Genomic DNA, 12,108 nt, shown 5'->3' with positions numbered 1-12,108 from the left:
CTTTGTTATTTGGTGGAGCTGACGGCGAAGGCTTTGCAGAAGGTTTCGGCGACGCGGGCGGCGATGCTGGTGCGGGAGCGTGAATACCTCTGGAAGATGTGCTGGTAGAGCATGGGGCCGAGAAGGATGGCCATGGAGGAATCGATATCGAGGCTGGCCGCAAGCTGGCCGCGGCGCTGGGCTCGGCGCAGGATGCGCTTGATGCATTGGCGACCGGGTTCCATGACGCGGTCACGCCAGGCCTCGCCAAATTCGTGGTGCGTGGCGGAGTAAGCAATGAATGAGGGCAGGACGCGCTTGCGGGCTTCTTCAAATTTTCGTGGCGGGCGGCGGCTGAGGACGATTGTCAGATCGCGTTCGAGGGAGCCGGAGTCGGGGTCGTCTTTTTGCGGATCGGTTTCCGGATTGAGGCCGTGGACCCAGAGCATGACTTCGAGGAGCAGGGCTTCTTTGTCGGACCAGTGATTGTAGATGGTGGCTTTGCTGACCTTGGAGGCTTGAGCGATGGAGTCCATGCTTGTAGCCTCGATGCCGCGTTCGCCGAAGAGGGCAAGCGCGGCGTGGAGGACTTTTTCGTGGGCTTCGGGGCTGCGTGGGCGGGCCATGTGTTTGCTCGGCGCTAGATTTCGATTTTGGAAAAGCGCCAGGCACCGAAGAGGATGAAGGCGAATCCGAAGGCGGCGAGGACGATGAGATCAACGACGGGGTTGAAGGCGGCGTTGGGCGCGCCGAGGACGTTGCGCATGCCGTCGACGCCGTAGGAGAGCGGATCGAGCCTGGTGATGAAGCTCAGGACGACTCCCTGGTTGGTGAGCGGGAAGATGGCTCCCGAGAGGAAGTAGATGGGCATGACGAGGAAGTTCATGATGAGCTGGAAGCCCTGCATGTCCTGAAGGCCGGAGCCAATGGCGGTGCCGAGTGCGGCGAAGCAGACCGCGATGAGCACCATGAAGCCGATGGCTGCGGGGATGGCCAGCCAGTTCTGCGGGCGGAAGCCGAAGAGGACTGAGAGGATCATGACGATGAGGCCCTGAATGACGGCTACTGTGGCTCCGCCGAGGGTGCGGCCGATCATGATTTGAAGGCGTGAGACGGGAGCGACGAGAGTTTCCTTGAGGAAGCCGAACTGGCGATCCCAGAGCAGGCCTAGGCCGGAAAAGATGGAAGAGAAGAGCACCATCATTCCGATGACCCCGGGCGAGATGAACTGGAAGTAGTTGCCCATGCCGGCCTTTTGGAAGACGTGGCCGAAGCCGGAGCCGAGCACGAGCAGATACAGCAGCGGCTGGCCGAGCGAGACGATCATCTGCGCGCGGGAACGCGTGTAACGGCGCAGCTCGCGCCACCAGAGGATGTAAATGGCGGACATCAACGGCCTCCTTTTTGCCACATCTTTGCGAACTGGCGAAGCTGGTCGGTGGAGCTGGCGGATTCGTCGCGGATGTTGTCGCCGGTGAGCTTGAGGAACGCGTCTTCAAGCGTTTCGGTTCCGGTGGAATCCTTGATTTCGCGCGGGGTGCCCTGCGCGACAAGCTTGCCGTGGTCAATGACTCCTATGCGATGTGCGACGCGGTCGGCTTCATCCATGTAATGCGTGGTGAGGAAGACGGTGACCTTCTCGGTTTCATTGACTCGCTTGACGTGCGACCAGAGCTGGTTGCGGCTTTGCGGATCGAGGCCGAGGGTTGGCTCGTCGAGGAAGAGAATGCGGGGAGTATGAAGAAACCCGCGGGCGATTTCAAGACGGCGCTTCATGCCGCCTGAGAACTTCTTGGCCTGCTCGTCTTTGCGCTCCCATAGCTCAAAGAGCTTGAGCAGTTCTTCACTGCGCTGGCGGCGAATTTTGCTGGGGACGTGATAGAGAACGCCGTGCAGCTCCATGTTTTCCCATGCCGTGAGTTCGCCGTCGAGGCTGGGGTCTTGAAAGACGATGCCGAAGCGCTGGCGCACCTGATTGTGGTGTGTCTTCGGGTTGAGGCCATCGAGGGAGATGCTGCCGCTGGTGGGCTGGAGCAGCGTGGTGAGCATTTTGATGGTGGTGGTTTTTCCGGCTCCGTTGGGACCGAGGAAGGCGAAGATCTCGCCCTCTGCGACCTCGAAAGAAACATCGTTCACAGCGGTGAAGGAGCCGAAGGTCTTGACGAGATTCTGGACACGGATCACGCAGACGACCTCCTGGGAATGAAATCAATACTGAACTAAACCGTTCAGTATTGTCAAGGCATTGCATGCAGCCACTGCGGCCTGATGGCCGCCACGCAGCTTTTGTGGTGCTCCCGTTGGTCGCGGGGAAGGTGGGCGGTGAGGATGGGAAAGCGTTCCTCAGGGGCTAAAGCCCGGAGATATTTCGCGCTGATATATGGCACGGCAGAAGCCGTGCCCTTTCAAAGCATTCGACAATCGGGCTTATCGAATACTGCCGGCAGCAACAACGGTGTCGATGAAGAACTGATGGACGCGGCGGTCGGCGGAGAGCTCGGGATGGAAGGTGGCGGCGAGGATGCGGCCCTGACGAACGAAGACGGGGAAGCCGTCGCGACGGGCGAGGACTTCGACTGCGGGACCGGCTTCAACGATGCGCGGGGCGCGGATGAAGACCATTTCGAGTGGCTCGGGGCCTAGCTCCGTTGGGACGGTGAGGATAGAGGAGTCGATCTGACGTCCGTAGGCGTTGCGCTCTACGACGGCATCGAGAAGGCCGAGGCTGATCTGCGCGGGGTGACGGACTTCGCGGGCGAGGAGGATGGCTCCGGCGCAGGTGCCAAAGACAGGCTTTTCAGAAGCGAATTGCTTGAGGGCGTCGAGGAAGTTGCCGCGCTCCAGGAACTTGAGCATGGTGGTAGATTCGCCGCCGGGGAGGATGAGGGCGTCGACGTGGACGAGCTCTTCAGGCTTGCGGATTTCGATGGCTTCCGCGCCGGATTCGGTGAGGGCCAGGGCATGGGCGGAGAAGTCTCCCTGAATGGCGAGGACGCCGATTTTTTTCTTTGTCGTGGCCAAGAGAATCCCTTATTTGAAATGGAATGGGTTGAGAACCTCGAAGTCGAAGCTCTTGAAATCCTTTGTATTGCGAGTAACGACGATGAGGTTGTGGATGCGGGCTGCGGCTGCGATCATCGCATCTTCGAAGAGACTACGATTGCGTCTGTTGACGAGCCGGGCCCATTCACGGGCGGTAGCAGCATCTAATTCGACGACTTGCCACATGCGGACAATTCTGTCGATCCATAGATCGATTTCCGCTGCTTTTGCATCGTCTTGTTTGCGCGTGATTTCCGCACCAGCCTGCAACTCCCCCAAGACGATGGCGGGAATGCCGATATCGTCCGGAGAAATCGACTTAAGCCAGGCGATTACCGCGCCATGGGGGCGTATTTTTCGCAGTTCCGAGACAACATTGGAGTCGAGGAGAAATCGCACGTATCAGTCTTCAAATTTGAAAGGTGGACGCCGTCTGTGTTTTCCCCGAGGCGGGATATAGATGTCGTGCGGACCATTGGGATCAAGCAGCACGTCTACCAAATTCTCTGCTGGGGGATCGCTAGGTAATCTCCATTTGCTCTTATTGGCTTTAATAACTTTCCAGTCGTTGATGGAGATGAGCACAGTAGCTTCAGTGCCGTCTTTGGTGACGACTTGGGGGCCATCTTTGAGCGTAGTTTCGACCACGTCGATCAAACTGCTGGAGATGTCAAAGGCTGTCGTTGACATGAGGCCCTCCCTGCGGGATTCATGACGATTTTACATCAGATGCAAAAACAAAATTGGGGACGCTCGGCGCCCCCAAACTTGATTCAGCTACTAAAACAACGCCGACCAACGGGAGGCCCACAGCGCTATCTATGGCAAGAACGGCGCGAAGCGCAGCTGCCTGGACGGCGAGTCCTCACCAGCCGCGGGTTTGGAGGAGGTCACGCTCTTCGATGGCGGCGGCGGCGAGGCCTTTCATGGTGCCGGTGACCTGCTCGCTGGCCTCGGCGACGATTTTGGGATCTTTGTAGTGCGTGGTGGCGATGACGATGGCCTTGGCGCGGGAGACGGCTTCGGCGCGCTCCTTGGGATCGTTCTCGACATCGAGCGGAGTAGCGCGTTCCTTCATAAAGATGCCTGAGCCGACGAAGACGGCTTCGGCGCCGAGCTGCATCATGAGGGCGGCGTCTGCCGGTGTGGCGATGCCGCCGGCGGAGAAGTTGGGCACGGGAAGCTTGCCGAGCTGCGCAACGATGCGGATGAGCTCGTAGGGCGCCTGATGCTCCTTGGCGGCGTGGTAAAGCTCCTGCTCGCTGAGGACGGTGAGGGCCTTCATTTCTTTCACGATCTGGCGCATGTGCTGGACGGCGTGGACGACGTCGCCGGTGCCGGCTTCGCCCTTGGTGCGGATCATGGCCGCGCCTTCGGCGATGCGGCGGAGGGCTTCCCCAAGATTGCGCGCGCCACAGACGAAGGGAGTCTTGAAGGCGTGCTTGTCGATGTGGTGGGCCTCGTCGGCGGGAGTGAGGACTTCGGACTCATCGATGAAGTCGACGCCGAGCTCCTGCAGGACCTGAGCCTCTGCGAAGTGGCCGATGCGGGCCTTGGCCATGACGGGGATGGAGACCGTGTTGATGATCTCTTTGATGAGCTTGGGGTTCGCCATGCGGGCGACGCCGCCTTCGGCGCGAATCATGGCTGGGACGCGCTCGAGAGCCATGACGGAGGTGGCACCGGCTTCCTCGGCGATGCGTGCCTGTTCGACGTTCATGACGTCCATGATGACGCCGCCTTTGAGCATTTCGGCGAGGCCGATCTTGAGGCGGAGGCTGGTGGATGTAAGAGCTTTATTTCCGTTCTGTTCTGACATAACTTTGGACCTCTGGGAGATCATTGCGCGGTCATTTATGGGTGAGAATCGGGCAATGAGAATGCACTTATCAGTGTATCAGCGAATGAAGTGGGCGTGGCCCGGCTGCATTTCTTAAGCCTTTCTAATCCTTCTGTCCCTAAATTGGTCACCTTTCTGCACTAAGGCAGGACGTGGCTACACAAATCAATTCGCAAACCAGTTTGAAGGGCGCTGTGCCGAGTGCTTCGCAAAGTTTCGCGGAGGAGATTCGGCCGGCGATGAAGCTTGATGCGGCTGCGCTGAGCGCGGGCGTGAAAGTGGTCATGGGTAAGGATGCCGCCCCCGAAGCCTCTGCCGAAGCTGCCGCGGCGGAAGCGAAGGAAGAGGCAGGCTCGGCGCTGATGGCATCCACCGCAACCCTGGAGGCAGTGGAAGAGACAGGACTGATTGAGCGGCAGAGCGTGGAGGCGCGGCTTCCGGTGCAGCTCGACGTGGGGATTCCGATCCGGAATTTTCGCGTGAAGAATCTGCTGATGCTGGAGCCGGGATCGCTGATTGAGTCCAGCTGGGTGCCGGGCGAAGACGTGCCGGTGGCGAGCGGCGAAATCCAGCTGGCCTGGAGCGAGTTTGAAGTGGTGGATACGCAGCTGGCGGTGCGCCTGACGCGCCTAACCTGATGCAACGGACGTGATGCGGTTGAGTTGAAAGCAATTTCCTGACCCCGTACGACAGACCCTGCCATTCAAGAGCAGGAGAAGAAGCGGAGCAGAGTGTGAACTGGAAGCATGTGAGGAAGGAAGAAAAAACTGAGCCCGGCGGGCTGGCCGTGTGGCTGCTCGAAAAGTGGCGCAGCGCCCGGAACGGCCTGGCACTGCGCGGCCTGGGCAAGCAGGCTCCAAGGCTGGCGCTGGTGGAGCGGATCACGCTGGCTCCGCGGCAAACGCTGGCGCTGGTGGAGGCCGAGGGTCGTCGCTTTCTTGTAGCGAGCTCAGCGGAAGGCGCGCCGGCGTTTTATCCGCTGGAGAGTGGGCGGCTTGAAAGCGGACCCAGAGAGAGCGGACACAGTTTGACGAGAACTCGCGGCGTGAAGGCGAGGGTCTCATGGTAGCGCACCTTGTTCTGAATCATCTGGTCTTGAATCACCTTGTCTTGAATCATCTGGTTCTGAATCTGGCCGCGGGCACAGGGCAGGCCGCGCCGATGATTCCCGATCTGAATCAGAAGCTGCATCCGTCGGATTCCACGCCGTGGACGATTGTCTTTGTTCTGACGCTGATTGCGCTTCTGCCTTCCATTTTGATGGCGATGACGCCGCTGGTGCGGCTGCTGGTGGTCTTTCACTTTTTGCGCCAGGCGCTCGGCACGCAGACGGCTCCCTCGAACCCGACGCTGCTGGGGCTGGGGCTGATGATGACGTGGTTCCTGATGACGCCGGTGCTGATGCAAGTCGATCAGCAGGCTGTCGAGCCTTATCGCAACGGACAGATCACGGGACTTGAGGCCATCGACAAAGGCGCGCAGCCGGTGAAGCACTTCATGTTGAAATACGCGCGCGAGAAGGACCTCACGCTATTTACGGCAGCCGGACAGGTGCCCAGGCCGAATACGGCCGACGATCTGCCGATGCGCGTGGTGGTTCCGGCTTACATTCTTTCGGAGCTGAAGGCAGGCTTCGCGATTGGCGCGGTGCTGTTTCTTCCGTTCCTGCTGATTGACATGGTGACGGCGGCGATTACGACTTCGATTGGCATGTTCCAGCTTCCGCCTGTGGTGGTTTCGACTCCGCTCAAGATTCTGCTCTTCGTGATGGTGGATGGGTGGAATCTGCTGGCTGGATCGCTGCTGAAAAGTTTTTAAAACGTTCTTCCGGTTCTGAGACAGAGATGTTGTTGAGTTTTTAAGGAGAGATAGATGACGCCAGATATGGTTTCTGAACTGATGCGGCACCTGCTGCGTGAGGCGATGATATTGGCCGCTCCGATTCTGCTGGCGACGGCGCTGCTGAGCTTTCTGCTGAGCCTGGTGCAGACGTTAACGAGTCTGCAGGACCAGTCGCTGACCTCGGTGCCGCGGCTGCTTGCGGTGACGACGATTCTGCTGGTGGGCATGCCGTGGTTTGTGGAGCGGATGGTGACGTACACGAAGACGCTGCTGGGAGACTTCCACCGGTTTGTTGGTTGAAGACATAACAGAAAGCTTGAGGAGCTGCATTTGCAGGATTGGGCACATTTTCTGAGCGCGCTGGTGCTGGCGCTGGTACGGGTGAGCGGGATGGTAGCCTTTGCGCCGTTCTTCTCCTCAAGCGCGCTGCCGGCGCGGACGAAGGCGGCATTTGTGCTGGCAGTGAGCTACCTGCTGGCTCCGCTGGTGGCGGCGCTGCCCAACGCAAAGGTGGAGATCAGCTACGAGGGATTGATTGGCGAGGTGGGGGTTGGGATTTTGTATGGGCTGACGCTGGCGCTGTTGAACGAGATGATGCTCTTTGCCGGGCAGATCCTGGGCGCACAGCTGAGCTTCTCGCTGGTGAATCTGCTGGATCCGTCCTCTTCGATCCAGACGCCGCTGCTGGGCGATCTCTTTCAACTGATGGGCACGCTGGTGCTGATTACGGCGGGGCTGGACAGGGTTCTGCTGGCAAGCATGATACGAAGTTTTCACGCGGTTCCGTTGGGGGGATTTGTTCTCTCGCAGGCCGGAGCGCTTGGAGTGGTAAAAGCGGCGAGCGGCGTGTTTCTGGCGGCGGTGGAGCTGTCCGCGCCGGTGATGGCGGCGACGCTGCTGGTGGAGGTGACGGTTGCGCTGCTAGGCAAGATCAGTCCGCAGCTTCCGGTGATGTCGCTGACGGTTCCGATCAAGACGCTGGCGGGTTTTGTGGTGCTGGCAGGTTCGCTGGCGGTGTGGCCGCGGTTTATCGGGGCGCGCTTTGCGGGATTGCTTGACCTGGCGCAGGCGCTGATTGCGAACGGGGGGAAGGGTTAGCCGATGGCCGGAGAGCGCACAGAACAGGCAACACAGCATCGACGGGAGAAGGCGCGGCAGCAGGGCGACATACTGCACAGCCGCGAGCTGACCGGCGCGGCTGCGACGCTGGCCGGGGCGATGATGCTGGGCGCGATGGGAACGCGGTCGATGGAGGTATGGCGCGGGACGTTTGCGGGGTTTCTGTCGCTGGGCGAGACGCGGCACTGGGAGCCGACGGAGATGCTGCCGACGCTGTTTACTTTTCGGAGACTGACGCTGGAGCTGCTTTCGCCGGTGGGGATGCTGATGGTGGCTGTGGCCGCGGCGGCGCTGGCGGTAGCGGTGCTGCAGACGGGGGGAATCCAGGTGCATCCGCAGGCGCTGGCGTTCAAGCCGGAGCGCGTGAACCCGTTGGCGAATGTGAAGAATCTCTTCTCGCTGCGCGCGTTGGCAAGGCTGGGAAAATCGCTGGTTCCGGCTGCGCTGCTGATGGTCTTTGCGGTGCAGCGGATTGCGCATGAGACGCAGATGCCTCCGTTTTCGATGGCGCGGATTGAAGCCGTGGGCGGCGATGTGTATGGGTTGCTGCTGGCCGCGGCGTGGCTGCTCTTTGGCTGGGCGGCGGTGGACTATGCCGTGGAATGGCAGAGCCGCGAGAGCCGGCTGAAGATGTCCAAGCAGGACATGCGCGAAGAGCACAAGGAGACTGAGGGATCGCCGCAGATCAAGAGCAGGATCCGGAGCCTGCAGCGGCAGATGCGGCGCAAGCGTGTGAAGGAAGATGTGGCGCGCGCGGCGGTGGTGATTACGAATCCGACGCACTATGCGGTGGCGCTGGGATTCGACTTCGGCACGATGGAAGCGCCGAAGGTGCTGGCCAAGGGAAGAAATCTACTGGCCGAGGAGATCAAGGCCGAGGCGCGATGGGCGGGGGTTCCGGTGCTTGAGAATCCGCCGCTGGCGCGGAGTCTCTACAAGTCTGTGGAGATTGGGCAATCGATTCCGGTGGATCTCTACCAGGCAGTGGCCTCGATTCTGGCCTGGCTCTACAAGCAGAGGGTGGAGCAGGAGTTGCGAGAGAAGAAGTATCGCGAGGCCCAGGCGAAGGCGGCCAGGGCCACGGCGCAGCAGGCGGCACAGGCTGCGCATTCGTTGAAAAACATGGGGGCGAACCTGCCCGGGAGAGAGATGCGATGAGCACGAGTGCAATGGCGGGGACACAGGCCAAAGGCGCTGGCGTAACGGTGACGAATCCGGCACAGGCGCTGGCCGCATTTCTGGGCCGGTTCAAGGACTATCTGCTGCCGCTGGCGGCCATCAGCGTGATCTTTGTCATGCTGGTGCCGCTGCCGGCGATGGCGCTGGATATGTTGCTGGCGCTTTCGATGGCGGCATCGATGATTGTCTTTCTTTCGGCGGTGCAGATTCGGCGGGCCGTGGAGATGAGCGTCTTTCCGACGCTGCTGCTGCTGCTGACGCTATTCCGGCTGTCGTTGAATATCGCGTCGAGCAGGCGAATTCTGCTGCACGGCTCGGAAGGCACGGCGGCTGCGGGCAACGTGATCGAGGCCTTCGGGCAGTTTGTGGTGGGCGGCAATTATGTGGTGGGCTTTGTGCTGTTTCTCGCGCTGATTGCGATTCAGTTTCTAGTGGTCTCGCATGGTGCGGTAAGAACGGCGGAGGTAACGGCGAGATTTACGCTCGATGCGTTGCCGGGCAAGCAGATGGCGATTGACGCCGACATGAACGCCGGTCTGATTGATGAGGCCGAGGCGCGGCGGAGAAGGCAGGCGATTGCGCGCGAGGCTGAATTCTACGGCGCGATGGATGGCGCGGCGCGATTTAATCAGCGCGATTCGCTGGCCACGATTCTGATTACGGCGATCAATATTATCGCGGGATTGCTGATCGGCACATTGCAGCAGGGTGTGAGTCTGAGCGATGCGGTGAAGACCTACACGATTCTCACGGTGGGCGATGGGCTGGTGACATTGATTCCCTCGCTGCTGGTCTCGGTGGCGGGCGGCATCGTGCTGACGAGGGCGAACTCGGCGGGGATGCTGGGTGGCGAGATTCGCGAACAGCTGTTGGCGCGGCCTGCGACCTTGTACCTGGCCGGGCTGGTGACGGCGGTGCTGTGCCTGATTCCAGGATTGCCGAAGCTGTCCTTTCTGCTGGTTTCGACCGCGCTCTTTGTGGGCGGGCGGATGGTCTCGAAGAAAGCTGCGAAGGCGATTGCACCCGTTGGTGCGCCTTCTGAGACGAAGAAGACTGCGCAGACGGCTGAGATTGCCTCGCTGCTGAAGCTCGAAGAGCTGACGCTCGAGATTGGATTCCAGCTGATTCCTCTGGTGGATGAAAAGCAGGGCGGTCAACTGCTCAATCGCGTGCGCACGTTGAGGCGGCATCTTTCCGCTGAGCTTGGCTTCCTGATTCCGCCGGTGCATATCTCAGACAATTTGCGGCTGAGGCCGAGGGAGTACGTGGTCTCGCTGCGGGGAATGGAGATCGGGCGCTGGCAGACCGAGGGTCCGCAGCTGCTGGCGGTATCGGGCGAATCGAACCGCAGGTCTCTGCCCGGACGCGAGACCCGGGAGCCGGCCTTCGGGGTTTCGGCGATCTGGATCGCGCCGCAGATAGAGGAGCAGGCGATCGCGGCGGGGTACTCGGTGGTGAACGCCGCGACGGTGATGACCACGCACCTGGGGGAGCTGATTCGCGGGCACGCATGGGAGCTGCTGGGAAGAGCGGAGATCAAGCGGTTAACGGATGCGCTGAATGATTCACACCCGCGGCTGATGGAAGAGCTGGTGCCGAAGCTGCTGACGCTCGGCGAGGTGGGCCGGGTGCTGGAGCAGCTGCTGCGCGAGCGGGTTTCAATTCGCGACCTGGGGTCGATTCTCGAAGCATTGATCGAGACGGCTCCGCTGAACAAATCGACCGAGGTGCTGGTGGAAGCGGCACGGCAGAAGATGGGCCGGAGACTGGTGCAGCCGCTGCTCGATGCGGATGGTCAACTTCCGGTGATGCTGCTGGACGGACAGCTCGAAGACGAGATTCTGGCGACGGTGTCGCCTGATCCATCCGGACGGATGCTGGCCGCCTCCGGCGCGGCGGGAACGCCGCTGGTCCGGCGGCTGGCCGATTCTGTGAAATCGCTTATCGGCGGCTCTTCTCCTTCGGCCCCGCCAGTGCTGTTATGTCCGTCACCCGCCCGTTACTACGTCCGGCGGTGGCTTGAACCACTTTTTCCCAGACTTCCGGTGATAGCGGCGGCGGAGATTCCGCCGGAGATTCGACTGAGGCCGGTGGGCACGGTTCGTTAAGAGCATTTCGTTAAGACAAGCCAATGGAGGCGGGCTCATTGCGGGCCTGCAAGCAGGGAATCAGCAAGGCATTTCTTGAAGAGGTAAGGCGGAGCAGATGCTGGAAACGGCGGGAACGACGTCAGGAACGGCTGAAGGCCGAAAGCAGCAAGAGGAACAGGCGCCTGTGGGCGGCTGGTATCCGATGGCGGGGATCAGCGCAAGTGGCGCCGCGATGACGCCGGAGCAGGAGCGTGTGCTTCTCGAACACCTCCCGGTGGTCCGGTTTCTGGCCAGGCGGATTCATGAGCGGCTGCCGCAGCACGTGGAAATCGAGGACCTGATCTCGGCCGGCGTGGTGGGGCTGATGGATGCCTTCGCCAAGTTTGACCCGGAGAAGAAGGTGCAGTTCCGCAGCTACGCGCAGTTCCGTATCCGCGGAGCGATTCTGGACAGCCTGCGGACGCTCGACTGGAGCCCGCGGGAGCTGAGGCGCAAGGGTCGCGCGGTGGAAGAGGCGATCCGGGTGCTGACCAGCCGGCTGGGACGCGCGCCGAGCGAGAGCGAGGTGGCGGCGGAGATGTCAATCTCGCTGGACGACTATCAGCAGCTGCTCGGCGATCTGAAAGGCCTGGAGATTGGCACGCTGCACGTGGAGCGGAATGAGGACTCGGGCGACGAGGAGCTGGCCTACGTGCCGGGAAATCCCGAGGAAGACCCGCTCTTCCGCTGCCTGAGAGGAGAGCTCGAAGACCGGCTGACGGAGGCGATCTCGAAGCTTCCCGAACGGGAGCGGCTGGTGATGACCCTCTACTACTACGAGGAGATGACGATGCGCGAGATTGGCCTGGCGCTGGGCGTGGTGGAGTCGCGGGTTTCGCAGGTGCATGCCTCGGCGGTGGCAAGGTTGCGGGCTTCGCTCAAGGACCTTGCTTCAAAGGGTGTCTTTGAGAAGAAAAGAAAGAAAGCAAGATCAGCGGAAAAGTGACGGGCAGAGCAGACAGGGCAAGGCAAAGACAG

The 12,108-nt window shown here is 60.9% G+C and carries 15 protein-coding genes; 8 read left to right on the top strand and 7 right to left on the bottom strand.

The genetic code is table 11. From position 1 onward, the window contains the following. Positions 1–5 precede the first annotated feature (5 nt). From VO84_RS03165 to pdxS, 7 genes are all read right to left on the bottom strand, one after another. Positions 6–605 carry a TetR/AcrR family transcriptional regulator gene (locus VO84_RS03165; RefSeq protein ID WP_058185825.1) on the bottom strand — a complete coding sequence of 200 codons (600 nt, stop codon included), beginning with the start codon at positions 603–605 and terminating at the stop codon, positions 6–8. A gap of 14 nt (positions 606–619) precedes the next feature. Further along, positions 620–1,369, bottom strand: coding sequence for an ABC transporter permease (locus tag VO84_RS03160; RefSeq protein WP_082661653.1), 750 nt, complete (start codon positions 1,367–1,369; stop codon positions 620–622). Next, positions 1,369–2,163 (bottom strand): ABC transporter ATP-binding protein, encoded by a 795-nt coding sequence (locus VO84_RS03155; protein WP_058185823.1) that lies wholly within the window; start codon positions 2,161–2,163, stop codon positions 1,369–1,371. The genes VO84_RS03160 and VO84_RS03155 overlap by 1 nt, the downstream gene beginning before the upstream one ends. A 243-nt stretch (positions 2,164–2,406) precedes the next feature. Then, complete coding sequence (gene pdxT, locus VO84_RS03150; protein ID WP_058185822.1) at positions 2,407–3,000, bottom strand: pyridoxal 5'-phosphate synthase glutaminase subunit PdxT; 594 nt, start codon at positions 2,998–3,000, stop codon at positions 2,407–2,409. Between the two features lie 9 nt (positions 3,001–3,009). Then, positions 3,010–3,420: a type II toxin-antitoxin system VapC family toxin gene (locus VO84_RS03145; RefSeq protein ID WP_058185821.1), complete on the bottom strand. Its 411-nt coding sequence runs from the start codon at positions 3,418–3,420 to the stop codon at positions 3,010–3,012. A 3-nt stretch (positions 3,421–3,423) separates the two neighbouring features. Next, a complete protein-coding gene (locus tag VO84_RS03140; RefSeq protein WP_058185820.1) occupies positions 3,424–3,711 on the bottom strand; it encodes a type II toxin-antitoxin system prevent-host-death family antitoxin in 288 nt (95 codons plus the stop codon). 175 nt (positions 3,712–3,886) lie between these two features. Continuing rightward, positions 3,887–4,840: a pyridoxal 5'-phosphate synthase lyase subunit PdxS gene (gene pdxS / locus VO84_RS03135; protein ID WP_058185819.1), complete on the bottom strand. Its 954-nt coding sequence runs from the start codon at positions 4,838–4,840 to the stop codon at positions 3,887–3,889. 173 nt (positions 4,841–5,013) lie between these two features. On the opposite strand from pdxS, the gene VO84_RS03130 reads away from it, so the two are divergent. From VO84_RS03130 to VO84_RS03095, 8 genes are all read left to right on the top strand, one after another. Next, on the top strand, positions 5,014–5,499 hold the full coding sequence (locus VO84_RS03130) for a FliM/FliN family flagellar motor C-terminal domain-containing protein (protein ID WP_197413871.1): 486 nt from the start codon (positions 5,014–5,016) through the stop codon (positions 5,497–5,499). Positions 5,500–5,594: 95 nt separating this feature from the next. Beyond that, positions 5,595–5,930: a flagellar biosynthetic protein FliO gene (locus VO84_RS03125; protein WP_058185817.1), complete on the top strand. Its 336-nt coding sequence runs from the start codon at positions 5,595–5,597 to the stop codon at positions 5,928–5,930. Beyond that, positions 5,924–6,679 carry a flagellar type III secretion system pore protein FliP gene (fliP, locus tag VO84_RS03120; RefSeq protein ID WP_082661651.1) on the top strand — a complete coding sequence of 252 codons (756 nt, stop codon included), beginning with the start codon at positions 5,924–5,926 and terminating at the stop codon, positions 6,677–6,679. Before VO84_RS03125 ends, fliP begins: the two co-directional genes overlap by 7 nt. A gap of 54 nt (positions 6,680–6,733) precedes the next feature. Further along, on the top strand, positions 6,734–7,003 hold the full coding sequence (locus tag VO84_RS03115) for a flagellar biosynthetic protein FliQ (protein WP_058185816.1): 270 nt from the start codon (positions 6,734–6,736) through the stop codon (positions 7,001–7,003). A gap of 30 nt (positions 7,004–7,033) precedes the next feature. Continuing rightward, on the top strand, positions 7,034–7,801 hold the full coding sequence (locus VO84_RS03110) for a flagellar biosynthetic protein FliR (protein ID WP_231737752.1): 768 nt from the start codon (positions 7,034–7,036) through the stop codon (positions 7,799–7,801). Between the two features lie 3 nt (positions 7,802–7,804). Then, on the top strand, positions 7,805–8,980 hold the full coding sequence (locus VO84_RS03105; protein ID WP_058185814.1) for an EscU/YscU/HrcU family type III secretion system export apparatus switch protein: 1,176 nt from the start codon (positions 7,805–7,807) through the stop codon (positions 8,978–8,980). Beyond that, positions 8,977–11,109, top strand: a complete 2,133-nt coding sequence (locus VO84_RS03100) for a flagellar biosynthesis protein FlhA (RefSeq protein WP_231737751.1) — start codon at positions 8,977–8,979, stop codon at positions 11,107–11,109. The genes VO84_RS03105 and VO84_RS03100 overlap by 4 nt, the downstream gene beginning before the upstream one ends. 97 nt (positions 11,110–11,206) lie before the next feature. Further along, positions 11,207–12,076 (top strand): FliA/WhiG family RNA polymerase sigma factor, encoded by an 870-nt coding sequence (locus VO84_RS03095; protein ID WP_082661650.1) that lies wholly within the window; start codon positions 11,207–11,209, stop codon positions 12,074–12,076. The last annotated feature ends 32 nt before the right edge of the window (positions 12,077–12,108 follow it).

It is taken from the genome of Occallatibacter gabretensis, assembly GCF_001449115.1.
Taxonomy (GTDB): domain Bacteria; phylum Acidobacteriota; class Terriglobia; order Terriglobales; family Acidobacteriaceae; genus Telmatobacter; species Telmatobacter gabretensis.
This window is presented reverse-complemented; position numbering and strand designations above follow the sequence as displayed.